This window comes from Psychroflexus curvus, assembly GCF_020164585.1.
In the GTDB taxonomy this organism is placed as follows: domain Bacteria; phylum Bacteroidota; class Bacteroidia; order Flavobacteriales; family Flavobacteriaceae; genus Psychroflexus; species Psychroflexus curvus.
Genome location: NZ_JAIQZF010000003.1, coordinates 235,932 through 257,045, shown reverse-complemented (window position 1 = coordinate 257,045; position 21,114 = coordinate 235,932). Strand labels below are relative to the sequence as shown.

Sequence of the window (21,114 nt, the reverse complement as noted above, 5' to 3'; positions counted from 1 at the left end):
AGCGCATTAACATAAAGCCAGGTCTTAGCTGCGATCGACCTGACATGAACAGGCAAAACCAAACACCTACAGATTTGACCTCGGCTAAATACCTTTCTAGCAACTTATTATTTGTAGGGTTGATTACGCAGAACAGACAAAAAATTACTTATCCCAAATTAAAATCCGGAAATAAGTCTTTCATTACAAAACTATAATTAGGATTTAAAAAAACAGCTTTTTCCAAGTGATCTTTTGAATCTTCTGTTTCTCCCAGTTCAAAGTAAACCCCTGCATATCTGTATTCGAGTTCAGCAAAATGTGGAAAGAAGTCTTCTGCATGCTTCAGGGTTTGCAAAGCATCCTTGAAATGTTTTAATTGAACAAGAATATCTATGCGTGTAATCCAGGTTTCTAGCTCATAATTTCCCAACTCCAAACTTTTCTTGAAGCCGAAAGCTGAATCCTTAATGTTATCTAACTCCAAATTAATAATGGCAAAATGTTTCCAATACAGGACATTTTCTTCATCTATATTGATGGCTTTATTGATGTAATAAAGCGCCATTTTATAATCTTTAATTTTGACATGGTAATCTGAAAGGGCCAGCCAGACTTTATCTAAAAGCGGATCTTCATGTAAGGCTTTTTTGTAGTGCTTTAATGCCTTTTCGGGATCGTTGAGTTTCAAAAAACACTTACCAATCCTAAGGTATGCAAAAGCCGTAGGATCATCGATTTGAAGTGTTAGCGTATAACATTCTATAGCTTCTTTGTAGCGTTTTAGACGTTCCAAAACTTTGCCTTTTTCAAGATAAGCTCCAATAAAATAATCATCTGAAATAATGGCAAAATCAAAAGCTTCAAGAGCTTTTTCATAGTGTTTTTGCTCAAAATACAATTTACCAAGTTGATGCCAAGCCACCTCGCAGTAGGGTTGACGATCCAAAAAATTCTTGATATATTCAACAGCTTCCTCGTTTTGATTTAGGAAATCGAAACAATAAATGATATTATAGAGGGCTGTGTAATCATTTTCATCGTTTTCTAAACACTGAATATAGCTTTTCTTTGCATTTTCAAAATCTTCTATGAATAAATATTCCATACCCATGATGCTATGGATTTCTATAAGGTCGTCTGCAATGCTGAGCGCTTCTTTCAAGACTTCAATCGCATCCAGATGCAAATCTTGTTTAGAATATATGTTGGCTATAAGAATGTATATCTCTTCATTATTAGGCTCCAAAGACTTGAGACTGTCAAGCAGATCCATAGCTTTTTCAAATTTGTCTTCAAAGGTGTAAAGCTCAGCTTTCATCAAAAGTAAATTCACAGATTTTGGATGCTGATCAAGCGCAAGCTTCAAAGCTTTTTTAGCTAAAGCCAGACGCCCACTGTCTATATAATGAGCTATGATGTTTTCAAATTCAGCCGCATCGAAAAATAAGACCTCATTGGTCTTAAGCATCATTTCAAATTTCTCTATAGGAAAATCGAAGTCATCGTGATGTGAGGATCCTAACTGCATATAAAATGATTTAATTTGAGGGTAAGATAAACGTCTTTTTTCAATACAAGTCTAAATTTTTAAAAATGTTATCCACAAGTTATTCAGTAGTTGTAAGCTTATGATAATCATTAAGTATATCAATTATAATGCCACAGCCCAAAGCAATTTCTTCTTCAGAAATGGTTAATGGTGGTGAAATTCGTACAGCTTTCTTTTCATACAGCAGCCAAAATAAAATGAGTCCTTTTTCTTTAGCCTGCAACACCAGATGATTGGCAATATCTTCAGACTGAAGCATAGGCGCGAGCATCAAACCCATGCCTCTTATTTCTGAAATCAATTCGTGTTGAAGTAATTCTCGAAACAAGTTCTCTTTCTTTTCTACGCCTTCAATGATCTTAGATGTGGTCAAAACTTCCAAAGTGGCCTGACAGGCTGCTGCAATAACAGGATTTCCTCCAAATGTTGTGATATGTCCCAGTTTTGGTTTATCACTCAACAGACTCATCAGTGCTTTAGAAGCTGTAAAAGCCCCAACAGGCAAGCCTGATGCCATAGCTTTACCTATCACTAAAATATCTGGAACCACCTCAAAATGTTCAAATCCAAACAGTTTCCCTGTTCTTCCAAATCCAGGTTGAATTTCGTCTAAAATCAACAAAGCGCCAACCTCATCACACCTTTGCTTTACTTTTTTAAGATAATTATGGGTCGGCATTATAAAGCCAGCGCCCCCTTGTATAGTTTCCAGAATGACAGCCGCTGTGTTTTTGGTGATGACATCTAGGCAGGTTTCCTGATTAAATAGAATGTGGGTAATATCTCCGACTAAAGGCCGAAAAGGTGCTATGCGCTCTTCATAATCCATCAGGCTTAAAGCACCGTAGGAATTTCCGTGATAGCAATTTCTGGCAGCAATGATTTGACTTCTGCCTGTAGCTCGTCTGGCCAGTTTCATCGCCCCATCTATGGCCTCGGTCCCACTGTTTACAAGATAGGTTTGAGACAGTGATTCAGGTAAATGTTTGGCTAATAATTTGGTAAATTCAACGGCTGGGGTCTGGATATATTCTCCATAAACCATGACATGCATATACTTATCGAGCTGCTTCTTTATGGCTTCAATCACTTTTGGATGCCTATGCCCCAATCCACAGGCCGACACTCCCGCAACAAAATCTAAATGTCGATTTCCATCTTTGGTGAAAATAAAGGAACCCTCTGCATGGCTCACTTCCATACCAAGAGGATGAGGGGTCGTCTGTGCCTGATAGTTTAGAAAATCACTGTTCATCGGCGGGCGGTATGGCTTTTAACTTCTGTAATTTCTGAGGAGCTTTGGGCTTTTTATTTTCCTTTTCTTCAGGCTCAGCAGCCTCTGTAGTCGATTTTAAACTAGATTCTTTTAACGTTGAATTCAGGTTTAAATCTCGCATACCTTCAAAGAAGTCATCATAAATTTCAGGTTCTTTGATTCCTTGTATTTTTGGGAGTACGAGGCTATCTCGCCCTTTGAATAAATCTGATTTTGCAGTTAACCTTTCCTCTCCTCGCCAGTTAAAGCCTTTCAGTTTTTTTTCATTCTCCGGAAATACAGAACTTGGATAAGTATCGGAATCTACATTGGTATAATAATAAAGATCTACAATTTCCTGGTCTTCAAGTACTATTTTTATTCGTGCAGAGAGGGACTTATTTATCCCCATCAAATCTGTTGTCTCATCTCTTAAATAAAACAATGATTCCGTATTTTTGATAACATTCACTTGGTAAATCTCGTTGTTTTTTAAAAGACCATACAGCTCTTTACCTTTGATTTGATTGAAGCCTTCAATAGAATCTTTCTTGATCATAAAAGCATTATAGAACACTTTTAGCGAATCTAGTTCTTCAGTTTCAGTGTTGCTGATCAGAAAAATGGTATCGCCTGTAATCTGACTTTCACCAGACCATAATACAGGTTCACGAATTAATTTAGTAATGCCTGTACGTTCGCTACTATGAATAGAATCTGCTTTTCCACTTAAATCTGATTTAAATATCCTTGCATCATAAAAGGCACTGAGTTGTCTTTGATCAACTTCTCCGGTAACCATAAGTGTATCACTGGCGATAAACACAGAATCGTTTTGTTGCTTCATCGCTACAAGAGGGTTTTTAGCTATAAAAAGAGAATCTTTCTTTCTAAACAGTTCAGCATAATGACCTGTGATGACCGACTGATTGATGGTGTCGGTAACTTTGATGTTGTTGCTGGCCGAAGCAAAGCCAGAAGGCCTGTCAAAAAAGATACTATCGCCTTCGAGTTTTCGGTTTTCATAATCGATTTTGGAGTTTTTGACAAAAAACCCGTTATCATTTCGGGTATCATAAAAACCTCGCTCACAGTAAACCACGCTAGTTTCGCTAGTGATTGTTGAAGGCCCATATAAATAAGCATGTCCTTTTTCAGAATAAAAATCTAAATAATCGGAATCGATGTTATATTCAGGATTCCTCACTTTCACATTTTGCCTGAAAGAAAGTTTTTCCTGATCCATAAAATACCTGCCTATTTCACTTGTAATGGTAGATGCTGAATCTTTAACTGTCCCCCCGCTTCTATAAAAAGCTTCCTGATTAATTCTGTTAAAAAACAAGGAATCCGTAGTCAACTTATTGCTTGGTGTAGTCAACACCACATCCTCACTGGCAAATGCAAATTGGGTAGTTCCGTTATACTCGGCATACTTGCTAGTCATATTGACGGTATCGCCTTGTTTCATCCTAACATTACCATAAGCCTTAAAAAAATCGTCGGTTTGGTAAAATATGGCGCGATCACACCACACTTCTATCCCTTCATGTATAAAATAGACCTGATTTTGGACCTTGGACAAAATAAACGCATCAGGATAGTTTTCCTGATCCACACGGCTTCTATCACTAGTAAATTGAACCTCTTTGCCTTCCTGTGCATAAAGGAAACTGCTTAAAAGGAAAAAAGAAAGTCTAACTATAAGGTACTTCAAATCTTGTATATTGAATTACAAAATTACGCTTTTATAAAAACAAAAGCAGCGAATATGCGCTGCTTTAAGATTTAAATATGCTTACTAATTTTATAACAAATAATCTGTATTTACAAAATTAGAAGAATTGCTTTTTAGAAGCTTTTGAATAATTTCGTTGTTTTTTGGGTTGTCCTTAGAAGCTACAAAAGTTCGGATAGAAAAAGATCTCAAGGCATCATGCACACTCAAGGTCCCCACGGCTGAATCTTTTCGTCCTGTAAACGGTAACACATCGGGTCCACGCTGACAAGAGCTATTAAGGTTCACACGACATACCAAATTGACCAGTACATCTATAAGCGGGGCAAGCGCATCCACATTATCACCGAACAAGCTCACCTGTTGTCCGTAGTTCGATTTTGCTATTTCGTCCAGAAGCACCTGAATATCGTTAAAAGGTTTGATAGGGACGACTGGACCAAACTGCTCCTCCTGATACACCCGCATATTTTCAGTCACCGGATATAAAACCGCTGGATAAATATAATTATCGGTTGTGTTTCCACCTTTTTCATTTAGGATTTCAGCACCTTTCTCTTTGGCATCGTCGATTAATTCCTGAATGTAAGCTGACTTACCAGGTTCCGGAAGCGGTGTTAGTTTAACACCCTCTTCCCATGGCTGACCAAATTTTAACTCATCCACTCGTTTAGAAAATCGCGTATTGAATTCATCTTTGATATCTTCATGAACATAAACAATTTTTAGCGCCGTACACCGCTGACCATTATACGACAAAGTGCCGTTAATACATTCATCAATCGCTAAATCTAAATCTGCGCTTGGCAAAATGATAGCTGGATTTTTAGCTTCTAAACCAAGAATAAGCCTCAGTCTATTTTTGTAAGGATGCTGGTCTTGCAAGGCGATGGCTGAAGTAGAATTACCTATCAGCGCCAATACATCTATTTTTCCTGTCTTCATGATAGGAGCAGCTACTTCTCTTCCTCTTCCATAAATCACATTGATAACTCCCTCCGGAAAACTTTTCTGAAAAGCTTCCAGTAAAGGTGACAATAATAAGACGCCGTGTTTCGCAGGTTTAAAAACCGCTGTGTTTCCCATGATCAAGGCAGGAATAAGCAAAGCAAAGGTCTCATTCAACGGATAGTTGTAAGGTCCTAAACATAACACCACCCCAAGCGGACCTCTTCTGATATGGGCGTTAATGCCACCAACTTTCTTGAACCTGGAACTATCCCGGTCTAATTGTTTATAATCTTCAATAGTATCATAAATGTAGTCTACCGTTCTGTCAAATTCTTTTTCTGAATCTGGTAGCGTTTTGCCTATTTCCCACATCAGCAATTTGACGACTTCAAATCGTTTGGTTTTCATGAGTTCCACAAAAGAAGTCATGCATGCCAATCTATCTTTTACACGCATAGTTGGCCACTCCCCTTTTCCCTGATCGTAAGCTTTTACTGCAGAATCTAGCACCCCAAGAGCCGTTGGCTCATCCATATGAGGTACGGTTCCCAGTAAAGTTGGTTTGTATTCTTTGGTTGTTGAAATGCTTGAATGCACCTCATCCATTTTTCCTTCCCAGGGGACTAACTGGCCATTATCTAAATACGTTTTTTGATGAAGTAAGGAGTCAATCACAGAAATATCTGAACTTGCCATAATCTTTTAAGAGTTAAATTATTAATAATTTACAATATAAACAAACACACTATCCATTTTATTAAAACTAAACAAAATGATTTGTTAAGCTTTGATAGGATTAGTCAGTGAATAATATCTTTAGGTAATATTAAGTTTAAAGAGCAACTAAACTATTATTTTTGTGATTTATGAAATCATTCGCAATATATTTTTTGGTCAGTGTTATTGGTTTCCAACCAGTGAGCATAGGGGTGGTTAATCTTTTGAATTTATCAGATTTAGTTGAGCATTATCAACTTCACCAGAATGAATATCATAATTCTTTTACTGAATTTATTGAACTTCATTATGGAAGCCAAAAAGAATCTCATGCAGGTCAACACAAAGACCATGAAAATTTACCTTTTCAAGAATCACAATACAATACATCAAATTTTTATTTTGAATCTTCAGAATCTATAAATTTAGGGTCAACAAAACCCATTGAAAAAATTCATCATAATTTTAATTATAAGATTGATTTCACTTTTTTAAGTGAAACCGACATCCTGTACCCTCCAAAATATTAATAGATTTCCTAAAATCTAGAATTAATATTTATTCACACACCTAAACACATATGCTATCAAAAATCATTGAATTTAGTTTAAAATCTAAATTCCTTATTGTTCTATTTGTATGCGGTATCATTGGATTTGGTTCGTATGCCTTAATGAATGTACCCATAGGCGCAGTTCCCGACATCACCAATAATCAGGTACAAGTTATCACCACTTCTCGCAATTTATCAACTAGTGATGTTGAACAATTTATCACCTATCCTGTGGAACTGGAAGTGGCCAACTTACCGGGCGTTAAAGAAATACGCTCTGTATCAAAATTTGGCCTTTCGGTAGTGACCATTATATTTCAAGACGATTATGGGACTTATCTCCCACGGCAATTAATTTCAGAGAAATTAAAATCCGCTGCTGAAAAAATCCCATCCAACTTTGGTTCTCCGTTTATGGGGCCTATCACCACTGGCTTAGGAGAAATTTATCAATACACTCTCGAAACTAAGCCAGGTTATGAGGATGAATATGATGCCAGAGAATTAAGAACTATTCAGGACTGGATTGTAAAACGGCAACTTTCTGGCATTCCCGGAGTAGTTGAAATTAACTCCTGGGGCGGCTATTTAAAACAATATGAGGTAAGTATCAACACCAAACGCCTGCAGGCCAATGAAGTTAGTTTTTCTGAAGTCTTTCAAGCTTTAGAAAATAATAATTCGGTTGAAGGTGGAAGCTATATTGAGAAAAATGGAGAGGCTTATTTTATTCGAGGAGAAGGCCTAATTTCTGACCTCAAGGATATTAAAAACATTGTAGTCACCACGCGTAGCAATCAACCTGTTTATATCAAAGACATCGCAGAAGTGGGTTTTGGTCATGCCAGACGCTTTGGAGCTATAACTGGTAACGGTGAAGGCGAAAAAGTTCTTGGACAGGTTATGATGTTAAAGGGTGCCAATTCTCAAAAAGTTATAAATGCTGTAAAAGAGAGAATAGCTCAAGTTGAAAACACTTTACCAGAGGGCGTATATATCAATGGTTTCTTAGATAGATCAGAATTAATTGATCGCACAACTTCTACAATTATAGAAAACCTTTTTTTAGGTTTTCTGGTTGTAGCCTTTATCGTTATCCTCATTATAGGCGACTGGAGAGCTGGCTTAGTCATTTCTTCTATAATCCCTTTAAGTTTCTTGTGTGCCATCAGTTTAATGTATGTTTTCGGAGTGGATGTCAACTTGATGAGTATGGGAGCTTTAGACTTTGGAATTATTGTAGATGGGGCTGTCATTATTGTAGAGTTTGTAGCCTTCAGGATGTGGCAACGCGCCAACAATTTCAGTGGTAAAAGCTCTTCAGAAATCAGGAAACTGAAAGATAAAATCACCTTTAAAGGTGCTTCCAAAATGCTTACCTCTGCCATCTTTGGACAAATAATTATCTTAATTGTCTTTATCCCTATTTTGTCTTTGAGTGGTGTGGAAGGAAAAATGTTTAGACCAATGGCACTTACCTTTAGTTTTGCACTCATTGGTGCTATGATTTTAGGCTTCACCTGGGTTCCTGTAGCTTGCAGCCTGATTTTAAAACCAAATTCTAAACCATTCAAATTTTCTATAAAACTTATGGATGGCATTAAGCGTTTATACTTACCTTCTATAAAATGGGCTTTAGATCATACTAAAGTCGTCTTAGTCTCAGCTGTAGTATTAATTGCTCTTGGCATATTTACCTTCACAAAAATGGGCGGGGAATTTGTCCCAACTTTAGATGAAGGAGATTTTGTAATCCAACCGATTTTAAAAACCGGTAAATCTTTAAGCAGTACTGTAGAACGCACTACTGAAATTGAAAAGATTCTGATTGAAGAATTTCCAGAAGTAGACCAGGTCGTGTCTAGAATTGGAGCTGCTGAAGTTCCAACCGATCCTATGTCTATGCAGGATTCGGATGTTATTGTCATCCTGAAATCAAAATCAGAATGGAGAGAAGACATGACTAAGACAAAACTAGCTGGTGAAATCACAAAAGCTTTAGCTGTTTTTCCGGGTATGGAATTACAATTTACCCAACCTATCGAGATGCGTTTTAATGAGTTAATCACCGGAGTTCGCTCTGATATTGCTATAAAAATATTTGGTGAAAACCTCGACATCCTTTCTAGAAAAGGAAATGAGATTAAAGATTTAATCTCTGATGTAGAAGGCGCAGCAGATATTTTTGTTGAAAAAATTATTGGACTACCTCAGCTGGCTATAAATTTCAAAAGAGAAAAAATTGCAAGATATGGCCTGAACATCAAAGATGTAAACGCGGTTGTTTCAGCTGGTTTTGCTGGAAAAGCAACCGGTGTGGTCTTTGAAGGCCAAAAACGTTTTGACCTGGTCGTAAGGCTTCAGGAGGAACAACGTAAAGACATTAACGACATAAGAAATTTAATGATTGATACGCCAAATTCAGGTAAAATCCCATTATCCGAAGTAGCTGATATCAGTTATGAGAAAGGTCCTGCAAAAATCTCCCGTGACGACACCAAGCGCCGCATAGTCGTTGGTGTAAACGTAAGGAATAGTGATTTAGAAACGGTGGTGAAAAAAATTCAAGATTTGGTAGATGAAAATATTTCATTACCTGTTGGATACACTATCACCTATGGTGGTCAATTTGAGAATCTTAGAAGCGCTAAAGCACGTTTAAAACTAGCAGTACCTATCGCTTTACTTCTTATTTATATTCTACTCTATTTTGCTCTCAAAAAGCATAGAGATGCACTGCTTATTTATTCAGCTATCCCCTTCTCTGCTGTGGGAGGCGTTTTCCTGTTATGGCTTAGAGATATGCCATTTAGTATTTCGGCTGGTGTTGGATTTATTGCTTTATTTGGTATTGCTGTCCTGAACGGGATTATTTTGGTGGAGTATTTTAAAGATATTTTGAAAGAACACAATCAATTAAGTATAAAAAACATTATTGATGCCACCCAGGACCGCTTACGTGCCGTTTTACTTACGGCAAGTTCCACTGCCTTAGGCTTTTTGCCGATGGCGATTTCGACTGGCGCAGGCGCAGAAGTTCAACGTCCTGTGGCTACCGTTATTATTGGTGGTTTGGTTACTTCAACTTTATTAACTTTGATTGTTCTACCTGTATTATATGCTGTCACCATAAAAAAATCTAAAGTGAAACTTAAAGGTAAATTAGGATTATTAGTCCTATTATTTCTGGGTACAAGTTTTTCAAGTTTTGCTCAAGACAACGAGTTTGAAACTCTGAAAACTAAAATGCTTCAGAATAACAATAAATTAAAATCAGCTCAGCTACAAGCAGAAGGGGCTAAAGCAAGCGAAGGCGAGGCTTTTACTTTTGAAAGAACTCAACTGTTTAAAAACTATGATGAAACTGTGTTTGCTCCACCAGATAATGTGAGTTTATTTACAGCCTGGGGAATCTCACAAGCCATCGATTTTCCTTCGGTTTACGGAAGCAAACTGAAACTAAATAAAGTCAAAACAGATTTAGCCGAAACCCAGTATAGCATAACAGAACTTCGGCAAATCAAAACCTTGCAGCAGAACTATCAAGATTATTTGGCGGCTGTAAATCAACTTTCGATATACGATAGCATCTATCAGGTGTATTCTGAGTTTGCCTATATGGCCAAGCGGAAGTTTGAAGAAGGTGAATCCAATTATTTAGAAAAGATTACGGCGGAGTCAAAATCGAATCAAATTCAGCTTGAAATCTTACAGGTAAAGCAGAATATGACTGCGAGTAAAGTTGCTATCAAAAGTTTACTCCAAACAGAAGACACCTTGGTTTTGAATGGTAACCAACTCTATAAGTTACAATTGAATAAGCCTCTTGATAATTCAGATAATCTTAGTTTATCTGCTTTGGAGCTAGATCAAAAAGTATCTGAAAGAAATTCTGCTTTAGCCAAAAATCAGTTGTTGCCAGGGATTTCCGCCAGCTACTCTGTGAGAGGTAATTCTGCCATCGATAAGAATTTTGAAGTTTACCAAATCGGAATCAATATTCCTTTATTATTTTTTGGAGATCGCTCAAAAATAAAATCAGCAGAAATCATAGAACGCGCCAAGCAAGCCGAAGTTGAAGATGCAAAAATTGTTTTGGAACAACGTCAGAATCAGTTAATCAATCAGCTTTCTGTTCAACAAAAGGCTTTAGATAATTTTGAAAATTATCAACTGAAGGTGGCCAAAGAGATTTTGAAGTCTGCAAAATTGAGTTACAAAGCCGGAGAGATTGACTTTTTCAGATATACTCAAAGCATTGAAAATGCACAGCGAATTCAACTGGATTACCTTTCAAAATTAAGAGAATACAACCAAACCATCATTGCTTTAAATTATTTCTTATTAAACTAAACTCATGAAACGCTATACATATATTACCCTGCTCGTCTTTACACTGATATTCTTCTCATGTGGAGAAAAACAAACAGAATCAACAGAAGAAAAATCTGATACTAATTTTATTGAATTAACACAGGAACAATTTCAGAAAAATGAGTTGACCTTAGGAAAACCAGAAAAAATCACCTTTTCTGAAGAATTTGAAGTTACGGGGATGGTAGATGTTCCGCCAAAAAACAGATCATCGGTCACTTCCTACTTTGATGGCTATGTAAGTCACACTGATTTATTGGTTGGAGATAAGGTTGAAAAAGGAGATTTGCTGGTAAAATTAAAAAATCCAGATTTTATAAAAATGCAGCAAAATTATGTGGAAGCCCTAAGTAATCTAAATTACTTAACCTCTGAGTTTGATCGTAAAAAAACCTTGTATGAAGACCAGATTATTGCACAAAAAGTGTTTCAGTCTACCAAGAATCAATACCTCAATGCCAAGGCTCAGCTTGCAGCTGCAGAAGAACAAATCAGGTTGATGAATCTAAATCCTCAGGAAATCGAAAAAGGCAATTTCACTTCAGAACTAAATATTTTGGCGCCTATAAGTGGTAAGATTTCAAAACTGAACGTGGCTCAGGGAAAATTCATAGGAAAATCTGAGATGATCATGGAGATCCTGGATGTGGACCATATTCATTTAGAACTGGATGTGTTTGAAAAAGACCTTATGAAAATTCAAAAAGGAGACAGTTTACGATTTGAGATACCAGAAATATCTGAAGAAAGTTACCTTGCCTACTTACGTCTAATTGGTGCAGAGATAAATGAGGATAGAAAAGTTAGAATTCACGCCCATCCTTCAGACAGAGAAAACAAATTTACAGTCGGTATGTTTGTTAATGCTTATTTCGATACTGACAGGAAGAAACGTTTTGCTTTACCAGAATCTGCATTTACAGAAGTTGATGAAACCACTTATATTTTAGAACTCGTAGAGCAAAGCGACACTACCTATAAATTTAAAAAAGTTGGAGTAAAATCTACCGCACCACAGAATGGTTTTAAACCGATTTTAAATACGGAAACCATTAATTTAGATTCAAAATACCTGACCAAAGGGGTTTTCGATATGGTGACCATCACAAATTAAGGAGTCTGTCGCAAAATGGAATAAAATTTAAATTGCCAAGGACATCATTGAAGATACCAAAGAAGGTTAAAAAGCGGTATTAATAACTTCATCAAAAGGCTCTTTAATTTCTAAACACATCTTCGCATGTATTTTAAAATGGATGATATTTAGGAAGCTGAAGAAATTCATCTCAACATGAGCAGACATGAAGTCAAAAAAGGAGATGAGCTTATTAAGCTAACCGAAAAAGGAATTTAAATTTCTGGCTCATCTTTTAAAGAATAAAGGCAAGTTTACAATCCCCTTTCAATTAAAGAACAAGTTTAGATATTCATTTTGACTACGATACATCAATGCTTGACGTATATCATAAGAAAGGAACTGAATCTTAATCAAAAAGAACTTTTAAAAAATAAAAACCATGGAAAAATCATATTCAAAAATTTACCGCATCCTTCACTGGGCCATTGCGTTATCATTCTTCTTTTTATTAAGTACCATTTTCCTAAGGTTAACATGGATGAATAAGGAACACATGGCTGATATAATAGAAAAATACCTCAGTCAGAACGGGCAGGTTTTATCTCAGGATCAGTTAATAGTCTTAGCCAAACAAATAAGACAACCCATGTGGAATTGGCACATTTATACTGGTTACGTATTAGTTGGTCTATTTGGGTTGAGGTTCTTACTTCCGTTTTTTGGAGAAATGCCAATTCAAAACCCCTTGAGTAATGAGCTGACTACTAAAGAAAGATTTCAAAAGTGGATCTATGTCATTTTTTACGCATGCGTTGTCATTTCACTGGTCACTGGCTTGCTTATAGAATTTGGTCCAGAAGGATGGGAAGCGATAAGTGAAGAAATACACGTACTGTCCATCTATTATCTTGTCGCTTTCATAGTTATTCATCTATCGGGGGTTTTACTAGCCGAATTTACCAAGCAAAAGGGTATCGTGTCTAGAATTGTGAGTGGAAAAAAGAATATGAAAGAATAAAAAACGATAGGTCTAATCTTTGAATTAAACTGTTTAAATTCCGAACAATAATAACAAAGCCTTCAAAAAATATTTGAAGGCTTTGTTGGTCCGAAATAACGTTTAACTATCTCAATATGGTCTCTTTTCTATCTGGACCGACCGATACAATTTTGATGGGAACATTGAGTTCGTCTTCTATAAACTTGATATAATCCTTCAAAGCCTGTGGAAGGTTGTCAAAATTAGAATGATTTGAAATATCTTCTTTCCAGCCTTTGAATTCTTTGTAAACTGGTTGCAAGTTTTCTGCTTCTATATTGTAAGGCAAATGCTGAATTTCTACCCCCTTATAGTTGTAAGCAGTACACACTTTCAAAGTTTTGAACCCGCTCAACACATCAGATTTCATCATCATCAATTCGGTTACTCCATTGATTTGGACAGCGTATTTTAAAGCTACTAAATCTAGCCATCCACAACGTCTTGGTCGTCCAGTAGTGGCTCCAAACTCATTACCGACTTTTGCCATTCTCGCTCCATCTTCATCAAACAATTCAGTTGGAAATGGTCCGCTACCAACTCTTGTGGTATAGGCTTTAAATATTCCAAATACCTTTTTGATTTTATTAGGAGCTATGCCTAAACCTGTACAAGCACCAGCAGCCGTCGTGTTGGAAGAGGTGACAAAAGGATAGGTACCAAAATCAATATCCAGGAGAGACCCTTGAGCACCTTCAGCTAAAATAGTTTGGTTATCAACCTGCGCCTGGTGAAGATATTCTTCAGAATCGATAAATTTTAATAATTTTATGGATTCAATAGCCTCAAAAAATTCGTTCTCAAGCTCTTTCAGATTGTACTGAACATCCACATTATAAAATTCAATCAATGCCTGATGTTTATTAGCCAGCTGTCTGTATTTCTCTTTCCAGTTGTCAAATTCAAGATCTCCAATTCTCAAACCATTACGACCAGTTTTGTCCATGTAGGTTGGCCCAATACCTTTTAAGGTCGAACCGATTTTGGCTTTACCTTTAGATGTTTCTGAAGCAGCATCCAACAGCCGATGAGTTGGAAGAATGATGTGCGCCTTTCTAGAAATCAATAAGCTTTCTGTAAAGTCAAGGTTAAACTTGGCTAAAGCTTTTATTTCTTTTTGAAAGATAACCGGATCAATCACCACTCCATTTCCAACGACGTTTACTGCATTCTTATGAAATATCCCCGAAGGAATAGTGTGTAAAACGTGTTTTATGCCATCAAATTCAAGCGTGTGTCCGGCATTAGGACCACCTTGAAATCTTGCTATAATATTATAATCTTTGGTAAGGTAATCAACTATTTTCCCTTTGCCTTCATCTCCCCATTGGAGTCCAAGTAGTAAGTCTACTGCCATGTTTTAGTCTGTCTTTGGTTGGTTTTTTGTTCCATAGAAATATAATGAGTGGCGATCGATAGAAATATCGAACACCTCTTCTATTGTTTTTTTGATGGATTCTATACGAGGGTCGCAAAACTCTATAACTTCACCTGTATCGGTTAGGATGACGTGGTCATGTTGTTTATCGAAGTAAGACTTTTCATACTGAGCCTGGTTTTTACCAAACTGATGTTTTCTCACTAAACCACAATCCAACAGCAAGTCAATAGTATTGTATAAAGTAGCTCTACTTACTCTATAGTTCTTGGTCTTCATTTTGATGTACAAAGACTCAATATCAAAGTGATTATCACTTTCGTAAATTTCTTGAAGTATAGCGAATCTTTCCGGAGTTTTACGGTGCCCGTTGTTTTCCAAAAATTTAGTAAACACATTTTTTACAACAGCTAAATCGTTTTTTACGTTATCTTTATTTACCATAGTTACAAAAATATACTTTTATTCACGCTTAACCTTATCGATTCCATCGATTTTTCCCAATCTTTCCATAAGTTTAGACAATATCGATATATTTTTCACCTTCACAACTAGTTTCCCTTCAAAAACACCGTCATTACTGGAAAAGGCTATGCTTAAAATATTCACATTAAGATTCTTGGAAATTTCATTGGTGATAACACTTACTAAGCCAAGATCATCAATACCAGTAAGACCTATGCTTGCACTAAATTCTTCCTGAGAAGAATCTATCCACTTTGCTTTTAGAATTCTATAGGCATAGTTACTTTGAAGCTGGATCGCATTAGGACAGTTTTTTTTATGCACCTTAATACCATCCTTTATAGTTGTAAATCCAAAAACCTCATCACCAGGAATAGGATTACAACAGGGAGCTAATTTATAATCTAATTTTTGTTCATCATCACCAAACACAAGCTGGTCGTAGTTACTGGAAACATCCTCTTCTTCCTGTGTTTTGTCTTTTTCTGGTGAACGTCTGATTTTATTTTTGAAAAACGAAACTAACGCATTACTCCTGGAAGAAGCATAATCTTTAATTTGTTTGTTATCTATACTTCCAATTCCAACTCTATAGAATAAATCCAAACTTGTTTTCAGTTTGAAGAACACAACCATTTCATTCACTGTTCTTTCATTCAAACTTATGCGCTGAGATTTCAGTTTACGTCTTAAAATCTCTTTTCCTTCGGCCGCTATGAGTTTTCTTTTTTCTTTTAAGGCTGATTTTATTTTAGTTCGAGCTCTTGCTGTCGTTGCATAATCCAGCCAGTTTTTGGTTGGTTTCGCGGTCGATGAGGTGATAATTTCCACCTGATCACCACTTTTCAGGACCCGGCTCAAAGCCACAATCTTTCCGTTTACTTTGGCCCCTCTGGTTTGATAACCAATATCGGTATGTATAGCGAAAGCAAAATCTAAGACGGTAGAGCCTTTGGGCAAAGACTTTAAGTCCCCTTGTGGGGTAAACACGAAAATCTCTTTGGAATACAGGTTCAGTTTAAATTGCTCCACAAAGTCAACAGCATTCATCTCATTATTTTCCAAAGCTTCCTGAAGTCTGTTCAGCCACAAGTCCAGGCCTTGTTCGTCCTGGGCTTCATCTTTATGCTTGTATTTATAATGAGCCGCATAACCCTTTTCTGCTATTTCATTCATGCGTTCACTGCGAATCTGCACTTCTACCCATTTCCCCTTCGGCCCCATCACTGTGATGTGCAAAGCTTCGTACCCGGTAGTTTTAGGGGATGAAATCCAATCGCGAAGGCGCGTAGGATTGGGTCTGTAATAATCGGTGACTATAGAATAGATTTTCCAGGCCAGGAATTTTTCATTTTCTGAATTGGACTTATAAATGATCCTTAAAGCAAACTTGTCATAGATTTCATCGAAAGATATATTTTGCTTAACAATTTTTTTTCTGATGGAGTAAATAGATTTAGGCCGGCCTTTGACTTCAAAGTCGATGTCTTCTTTCTCCAGCGCATCAGAAATTGTTTTTGAGAAATCTTTAATATATTGATCCTGCTCTTCTTTACTTTCCTTTAACTTGCCTAAGATGTCATTGTAAACTTCGGGCTCAGTATATTTTAAACTCAGATCTTCCAGTTCTGTTTTGATATTGTAAAGCCCTATTCTATGAGCTAAAGGAGCATAAATATAAAGCGTTTCACTTGCGATTTTGACTTGTTTGTCTGGACGCATGGCGTCCATAGTTTGCATATTGTGGAGTCTGTCTGCAATCTTGATGATAATCACGCGTATATCATCGTTGAGGGTGAGCAACATTTTCCTGAAGTTCTCTGCCTGCATAGAAATGTCACCGTCTTTTTTTAAACTAGAAATTTTAGTAAGTCCATCCACAATTCTTGCAACAACTTCACCAAACATCTGCTCAATATCGGTAAGCGTGTAACGCGTATCTTCTACCACATCGTGTAAAAGCGCAGAAGCTATAGATGTGGCGTCCAGCCCAATTTCATGTGCCACGATTTTGGCTACTGCAATGGGATGAAAGACGTAGGCCTCTCCAGATTTGCGTCGTTGGTCTTTATGAGCTTCTACAGCAGTTTCAAAAGCTTTGCGAATGAGTTTTTTATCCTTAACACTTAAAGTCCTGTAACTTATACGTAAAAGCTCCTTATATTCTTTGGTAATCTCCTTGCTCTCTTGCTCTAAATAAGCATCTGTAATCTCCATAAATCTTGTCTCTTATTAATTTGAAATTACGAATTATTTTCTAAATTTTTCAGCCTTTCTGATAAAGGTGGATGAGAATAGTGAAAAAACACATAAGCTGAATGTGGGGTTAAGTTGCTTAAACTATTCTTTGCTAATTTTTTTAATCCTGAAATCAAATGCTCAGCAGTATAAGTGGATTTCGCAAAATCATCTGCCTGAAATTCAAATTTTCTTGAAAGAATATTCGTGAGAATGCCAGTTAATAAAGAAATTGGAGCATACAAAAAACTGAAAGCAACCAAACCAATATGGAAGCTAGGTTCCTCCACTCCCAAAGCCTGAGCAAGCATAGGCTCACTTACAAATAAAGACAGCAACCATAACGTAAAACCAACCGTAATGATGGACACCACCAGATTGATAAGGATATGGTTCTTTTTATAATGACCTACTTCATGGGCTAAGACAGCAACGACTTCTTCGTTGGTTAAATCTTTGATCAATGTATCAAAAAGAGTAATCCTTTTCTCACTTCCAAACCCGGAAAAATAAGCATTGGCTTTTTTACTTCTCTTAGAACCATCAATTACAAAAATATTTTTCAAATTGAAATTCATTTTGGAAGCATACGTTTCGATTTCGGTCCTTAGTTCACCTTCTTTTAACGGCGTTTGTTTATTGAATAACGGGACAAAAAGTTTAGCATAAAACATGTTCAGCAACACAGAAATAAAAGCTACCAAAATCCAGGTATACCACCAAAAATCTGTGCCAACATAACTGTAAAACACCAAAATTAAACCCAGAATAACACCCCCCAAAACAAGCGTCAATAAAATTGATTTAAATTTATCCAACCAAAACAAGGATTTTGAAGACGTGTTAAAATCGTAACGTTCTTCAATAACAAACGTGAAGTAATAATCGAATGGTAAACTGAGTAAAAAACTTCCTGAAAACAAAATTCCGAAAAAAAGCAAAGAGACCATAATGGAATGCTCTGCGTATTCTCTGGCGATAGAGTTTACAATTTCAAACCCATCAAAACTGAGAAAAACTAGAATTAAAGTTACTGAAAAGAGGGATTGGACTAATCCAAATTTGAATTTGTCCTTTTTATAAGCTTGTGACTTTTGATATTCAGATTCATCGTAAAGATCTTCTAACTGAGCAGGGGGTTGTGCATCGAATTTGGTGTAGTTCAAATAATCCAAATAACTTTCCAAAAGAAAGTTGAAGGCAATAAGACCAATGATAAGGTAAAAAACTAGTTCTGAAGTCATTCCTTAATTTTTTCGACAAATCTAAAGCATGTTTTTCAATTGTTTACCAATATTCATACCTATTCATTTTGAATTTTATGAAAAGTAGGTTGTCATATTCATTAATAGATGCTAAATTTGCTTTAAAGCAATGCGAAAGGTGTAAATGAGTAAATTGGTAATTAGCGTTGAATCTTTAGAAGGCAATTTGAAAAAATTGATTTCAAATTATGAAACTTTAAAGATTGAACATAAAAATCTAAAGTCCCAATTTGATTCTTCATCTAAAACTGTTTCAGAATTAAATTCGGAAATAGAACGATTACAACATGAAAATAAAACGCTCAAAACAGCTAACGCATTACTTGGCAGTACCGAGTACAAAAGAGAAACAAAACTCAAAATAAATAGTTTAATTAAAGAAATAGATACTTGTATTATTCAATTGGCAGAATAAAATGGCTACAGATAAATTCAAAATAAAGTTATCGATTGCAGACAGGGTTTATCCCCTAACCATTAGACCAGAACAAGAAGAAGGCCTTAGAAAAGCCGCCAAAAGAATAAATGAAGTGATTAAGAAATTTGAGCAGGATTATGCAGTAAGAGATAAACAAGATGTACTGGCCATGAGTGCCTTACAATTTGCTGCAGAAATCGAACAAAATCAGTTATCTTCGTCTTCAGAACTGAAGCAAGTAGAAGTGAAGCTTGAAGAGTTGGATGAGATGCTCAAAAACCAATTAAACTAACGTTCATTACATAAATCGACACTGCCTGTATTAGTCGTACCTTTTTGATAAACTCAACATTTACTATTTAAAAAGGGTGAGTTTCAGTTGCTAAAGCAAGCCGCCACTTCGGTGCAGCGGATCCTTGATCAATTGAGTATCCCTAAACCTGTTTACACGGAGTTTTATACAAAACTAGGCTAATACAGGCTTTTTTTATATATACAATTATGGAAATTACATACATTATAATAGCAGCAATTGCGGGACTTGTCATTGGTTTTTTAATATCGAAAACGATTGATAGCAAAAGCGCAACAAGCACTTTGAAAAGTGCTGAGAAGGAAGCTCAGAAAATTATTAAGGAAGCTGAAAAAGAAGGAGAAAGCGTCAAAAAAGACAAAATCCTTCAGGCAAAAGAAAAGTTTATTGAACTTAAATCTGAGCATGAAAAGGTCATTCTCAACAGGGATCAAAAAATAAGCGAAGCAGAAAAAAGAACAAAAGACAAAGAGTCTCAAGTATCTAATGAGCTTTCTAAAAACAAGAAACTCAATAATGAACTTGAAGAAAAACTTAAAGATTACTCTCATAGAAACGAATATCTAGAGAAAAGGCAAGAAGAAATTGATAAAATTCTTCAGCGTAAAATCAATCAGCTGGAAGTGCTTAGCGGATTAAGTGCAGAAGATGCCAAGGCTCAGCTGATGGAATCGCTAAAAGAAACTGCTAAGGCTGAAGCTATGCAGATGATACAGGACACTGTAGAAGACGCAAAGCTGACAGCGCAGCAAGAAGCTAAAAAAATAGTCATCAATACCATCCAGAGAGTTGGAACTGAAGAAGCTATAGATAACTGTGTATCTGTATTCAACCTGGAAAGCGATGATGTAAAAGGCAGAATTATTGGTCGTGAAGGGAGAAACATAAGGGCTATTGAAGCAGCAACTGGTGTAGAAATTATTGTAGATGACACACCTGAAGCGATAATTTTATCTTGTTTTGATTCTATACGCCGTGAAGTGGCCAGATTATCCTTACACAAACTGGTAACCGACGGTAGAATTCACCCGGCAAGAATTGAAGAAGTCGTGAAGAAAACCAGAAAAGCGATTGATGAAGAAATCGCAGATATTGGAAAACGAACCATTATTGATCTTGGAATTCATGGTTTAAACCCGGAATTGGTGAAGATGGTTGGCAGAATGAAATACAGATCCTCTTACGGTCAAAACCTTCTACAACACTCCAGAGAAGTCGCCAATCTTTGTGGTATTATGGCCTCGGAGCTTGGCTTAAATCCAAAACTCGCCAAACGTGCTGGACTTCTCCATGACATCGGTAAAGTACCAGAAAATGAAACCGAACTTCCACATGCTATTTTAGGTATGCAGTGGGCAGAGAAATATGGTGAAAAACCCGAAATCTGCAATGCTATAGGGGCTCACCACGATGAAGTAGAAATGACTTCCCTCCTGTCTCCACTCGTTCAGGTTTGCGATGCCATAAGCGGTGCCAGACCAGGAGCTAGAAGACAGGTTCTTGATTCTTATGTGAAACGACTAAAAGATCTTGAAGAAATCGCCTTTGGTTTTGGAGGCGTCAAAAAAGCTTATGCTATCCAGGCCGGTAGAGAATTGAGGGTGATCGTGGAAAGTGAAAAAGTAACCGATGAAAAAGCGTCTGCCTTGTCTTTTGAAATTTCTCAAAAAATTCAAACAGACATGACTTACCCAGGTCAGGTGAAAGTCACAGTGATACGAGAAACCAGAGCGATTAATATTGCAAAGTAGTTTGATATAAATTTAAATAATCAAAAAGGGCTGTTTCTTTCGAAACAGCC

General features: G+C 36.5%; 15 protein-coding genes and 1 other RNA gene. 8 read left to right on the top strand and 8 right to left on the bottom strand.

The genetic code is table 11. The features are described 5' to 3' along the window. Positions 1-148: 148 nt before the first annotated feature. From LB450_RS05575 to LB450_RS05560, 4 genes are all read right to left on the bottom strand, one after another. Positions 149-1,510, bottom strand: coding sequence for a tetratricopeptide repeat protein (locus LB450_RS05575; protein ID WP_224486871.1), 1,362 nt, complete (start codon positions 1,508-1,510; stop codon positions 149-151). A gap of 79 nt (positions 1,511-1,589) precedes the next feature. Then, on the bottom strand, positions 1,590-2,786 hold the full coding sequence (locus LB450_RS05570) for an aspartate aminotransferase family protein (protein ID WP_224486870.1): 1,197 nt from the start codon (positions 2,784-2,786) through the stop codon (positions 1,590-1,592). Next, complete coding sequence (locus tag LB450_RS05565) at positions 2,776-4,503, bottom strand: OstA-like protein (protein WP_224486869.1); 1,728 nt, start codon at positions 4,501-4,503, stop codon at positions 2,776-2,778. Before LB450_RS05565 ends, LB450_RS05570 begins: the two co-directional genes overlap by 11 nt. A gap of 90 nt (positions 4,504-4,593) precedes the next feature. After that, on the bottom strand, positions 4,594-6,171 hold the full coding sequence (locus LB450_RS05560) for an NADP-dependent glyceraldehyde-3-phosphate dehydrogenase (protein ID WP_224486868.1): 1,578 nt from the start codon (positions 6,169-6,171) through the stop codon (positions 4,594-4,596). 170 nt (positions 6,172-6,341) lie between these two features. On the opposite strand from LB450_RS05560, the gene LB450_RS05555 reads away from it, so the two are divergent. The 4 genes from LB450_RS05555 (at position 6,342) to LB450_RS05540 (ending at position 13,215) form a co-directional block, all read left to right on the top strand. Further along, positions 6,342-6,722 carry a hypothetical protein gene (locus LB450_RS05555; protein WP_224486867.1) on the top strand — a complete coding sequence of 127 codons (381 nt, stop codon included), beginning with the start codon at positions 6,342-6,344 and terminating at the stop codon, positions 6,720-6,722. A gap of 50 nt (positions 6,723-6,772) precedes the next feature. Then, positions 6,773-11,098: a CusA/CzcA family heavy metal efflux RND transporter gene (locus LB450_RS05550; protein ID WP_224486866.1), complete on the top strand. Its 4,326-nt coding sequence runs from the start codon at positions 6,773-6,775 to the stop codon at positions 11,096-11,098. A gap of 4 nt (positions 11,099-11,102) precedes the next feature. After that, positions 11,103-12,233 (top strand): efflux RND transporter periplasmic adaptor subunit, encoded by a 1,131-nt coding sequence (locus tag LB450_RS05545; protein ID WP_224486865.1) that lies wholly within the window; start codon positions 11,103-11,105, stop codon positions 12,231-12,233. Positions 12,234-12,636: 403 nt separating this feature from the next. Further along, positions 12,637-13,215, top strand: coding sequence for a cytochrome b/b6 domain-containing protein (locus tag LB450_RS05540; protein WP_224486864.1), 579 nt, complete (start codon positions 12,637-12,639; stop codon positions 13,213-13,215). A 106-nt stretch (positions 13,216-13,321) separates the two neighbouring features. Here the strand turns inward: LB450_RS05540 and LB450_RS05535 are convergent, their stop codons facing one another. The 4 genes from LB450_RS05535 to LB450_RS05520 are packed head-to-tail and all read right to left on the bottom strand — an operon-like array spanning position 13,322 to position 18,561. Then, the gene (locus LB450_RS05535) at positions 13,322-14,593 is read right to left on the bottom strand and encodes an adenylosuccinate synthase (RefSeq protein WP_224486863.1); all 1,272 of its coding nucleotides are present in this window, start codon (positions 14,591-14,593) and stop codon (positions 13,322-13,324) included. 3 nt (positions 14,594-14,596) lie between these two features. Beyond that, entirely contained in the window at positions 14,597-15,058 is a 462-nt protein-coding gene (locus tag LB450_RS05530; protein WP_224486862.1) for a Fur family transcriptional regulator, read from the bottom strand. Between the two features lie 18 nt (positions 15,059-15,076). After that, positions 15,077-17,296, bottom strand: a complete 2,220-nt coding sequence (locus tag LB450_RS05525; protein ID WP_224486861.1) for a RelA/SpoT family protein — start codon at positions 17,294-17,296, stop codon at positions 15,077-15,079. Between the two features lie 26 nt (positions 17,297-17,322). Next, positions 17,323-18,561: a M48 family metallopeptidase gene (locus LB450_RS05520; protein ID WP_224486860.1), complete on the bottom strand. Its 1,239-nt coding sequence runs from the start codon at positions 18,559-18,561 to the stop codon at positions 17,323-17,325. Between the two features lie 145 nt (positions 18,562-18,706). On the opposite strand from LB450_RS05520, the gene LB450_RS05515 reads away from it, so the two are divergent. The 4 genes from LB450_RS05515 (at position 18,707) to rny (ending at position 21,064) form a co-directional block, all read left to right on the top strand. After that, positions 18,707-18,997, top strand: a complete 291-nt coding sequence (locus LB450_RS05515) for a hypothetical protein (RefSeq protein ID WP_224486859.1) — start codon at positions 18,707-18,709, stop codon at positions 18,995-18,997. 1 nt (position 18,998) lies between these two features. Beyond that, complete coding sequence (locus LB450_RS05510) at positions 18,999-19,292, top strand: cell division protein ZapA (RefSeq protein WP_224486858.1); 294 nt, start codon at positions 18,999-19,001, stop codon at positions 19,290-19,292. Between the two features lie 51 nt (positions 19,293-19,343). After that, positions 19,344-19,457, top strand: a non-coding RNA gene (gene ssrS, locus LB450_RS05505) — 6S RNA. 44 nt (positions 19,458-19,501) lie between these two features. Then, positions 19,502-21,064, top strand: a complete 1,563-nt coding sequence (rny, locus tag LB450_RS05500; RefSeq protein WP_224486857.1) for a ribonuclease Y — start codon at positions 19,502-19,504, stop codon at positions 21,062-21,064. The last annotated feature ends 50 nt before the right edge of the window (positions 21,065-21,114 follow it).

What these genes read in the sequence shown, in the direction of transcription:
- LB450_RS05540 (WP_224486864.1), top strand. Translation starts at nt 12,637, where the DNA reads ATGGAAAAATCATATTCAAAAATTTACCGCATCCTTCACTGGGCCATT.
- LB450_RS05555 (WP_224486867.1), top strand. Translation starts at nt 6,342, where the DNA reads ATGAAATCATTCGCAATATATTTTTTGGTCAGTGTTATTGGTTTCCAA.
- LB450_RS05510 (WP_224486858.1), top strand. Translation starts at nt 18,999, where the DNA reads ATGGCTACAGATAAATTCAAAATAAAGTTATCGATTGCAGACAGGGTT.
- LB450_RS05535 (WP_224486863.1), bottom strand. Translation starts at nt 14,593, where the DNA reads ATGGCAGTAGACTTACTACTTGGACTCCAATGGGGAGATGAAGGCAAA.
- LB450_RS05575 (WP_224486871.1), bottom strand. Translation starts at nt 1,510, where the DNA reads ATGCAGTTAGGATCCTCACATCACGATGACTTCGATTTTCCTATAGAG.
- rny (WP_224486857.1), top strand. Translation starts at nt 19,502, where the DNA reads ATGGAAATTACATACATTATAATAGCAGCAATTGCGGGACTTGTCATT.
- LB450_RS05550 (WP_224486866.1), top strand. Translation starts at nt 6,773, where the DNA reads ATGCTATCAAAAATCATTGAATTTAGTTTAAAATCTAAATTCCTTATT.
- LB450_RS05520 (WP_224486860.1), bottom strand. Translation starts at nt 18,561, where the DNA reads ATGACTTCAGAACTAGTTTTTTACCTTATCATTGGTCTTATTGCCTTC.
- LB450_RS05525 (WP_224486861.1), bottom strand. Translation starts at nt 17,296, where the DNA reads ATGGAGATTACAGATGCTTATTTAGAGCAAGAGAGCAAGGAGATTACC.
- LB450_RS05560 (WP_224486868.1), bottom strand. Translation starts at nt 6,171, where the DNA reads ATGGCAAGTTCAGATATTTCTGTGATTGACTCCTTACTTCATCAAAAA.
- LB450_RS05570 (WP_224486870.1), bottom strand. Translation starts at nt 2,786, where the DNA reads ATGAACAGTGATTTTCTAAACTATCAGGCACAGACGACCCCTCATCCT.
- LB450_RS05545 (WP_224486865.1), top strand. Translation starts at nt 11,103, where the DNA reads ATGAAACGCTATACATATATTACCCTGCTCGTCTTTACACTGATATTC.
- LB450_RS05530 (WP_224486862.1), bottom strand. Translation starts at nt 15,058, where the DNA reads ATGGTAAATAAAGATAACGTAAAAAACGATTTAGCTGTTGTAAAAAAT.
- LB450_RS05515 (WP_224486859.1), top strand. Translation starts at nt 18,707, where the DNA reads ATGAGTAAATTGGTAATTAGCGTTGAATCTTTAGAAGGCAATTTGAAA.